Origin of the sequence: Asaia sp. SF2.1 (assembly GCF_000505765.1) — a bacterium.
Lineage (GTDB): Bacteria > Pseudomonadota > Alphaproteobacteria > Acetobacterales > Acetobacteraceae > Asaia > Asaia bogorensis.
This window is the reverse complement of sequence record NZ_AYXS01000034.1, coordinates 188082-188962: the sequence shown is the minus strand read 5'-3', so window position 1 is coordinate 188962 and position 881 is coordinate 188082. Positions and strand designations below refer to the sequence as shown.

2 protein-coding genes are annotated in these 881 nt (G+C 62.4%); both read right to left on the bottom strand.

From position 1 onward, the window contains the following. On the bottom strand, positions 1-372 hold a 372-nt coding region (locus P792_RS39085; RefSeq protein WP_035440253.1), incomplete at its 3' end, for an SAM-dependent methyltransferase. Further along, positions 369-881 (bottom strand): SAM-dependent methyltransferase (locus P792_RS32040; protein ID WP_031241241.1); only part of this gene is annotated, 513 nt, incomplete at its 5' end. The genes P792_RS39085 and P792_RS32040, both read right to left, overlap by 4 nt.

The window sequence follows — 881 nt, the reverse complement described above, 5'->3', positions numbered from 1 at the left end:
CGCCGCGGCGAGCACGGCACTGATGCCGGGTATGACGCGTATATCGATAGCACGCCAGGCAAGTGGCCCGCCTGCCACGGCCTCGAACACGGCGCTCGCCATGCCGAAAACGCCCGCGTCCCCGCCCGAGACGACCACAGGCACTCGCCCGCTCGTTGCCAGATCGAGCGCATGGCGGGCGCGATCGAGTTCCTCACGATTATCCGTCACATGGGGCGTTGCACGCTCGTCTACCCCCGACGCAAAGGCGCGGGTGACATAAAGCCCGTAACCCAGCACATCAGTTGCCGCAGCCAACGCCTCACGCGCCTCAGCTGTGATCTGACCCGTAGCACCGGGCCCAAGACCAACTACATACAGGACAGGCTTCATCGGGCCCGCTTTCGCCCCGGCACGAGGACCATCGAGAAATAAGGAGCTTTTTCCGGCGCCTGATCGAGCGGCAGGCAGACCTGCCCGGCTTGTGTGCCGCGCTCGACATACACCGCCTTCTCGTGGCGCCCGCTTTGCTGCAGGGCTGCACGCACTTTCGCAAAATTGCGCCCGATCTTCATGATCACATGCGCATCACCCCGTGCGAGCCACGCGGAGAGACTGGCTTCATCGAGCGTTGCAGGCAATACACTGAGAATATCATCACCATGCACCATCGGCAGATGGGCGGCTGACCAGCAACCGCTCATCCCGGTAATGCCCGGCACGATCTCGCAGCGAAAATGCGGGCTTAGGCGGTCAAACAGATACATGGCCGACCCGTACAGAAACGGGTCGCCTTCGCACAAAAGCGCAATCCGACGCCCTTTCGCCAGCTCTTCTGAAAGCCTCTGGGCACAACGGTCGTAAAATGCGGCCATATCGACCAGATAGCGCGGGTCCTCCAC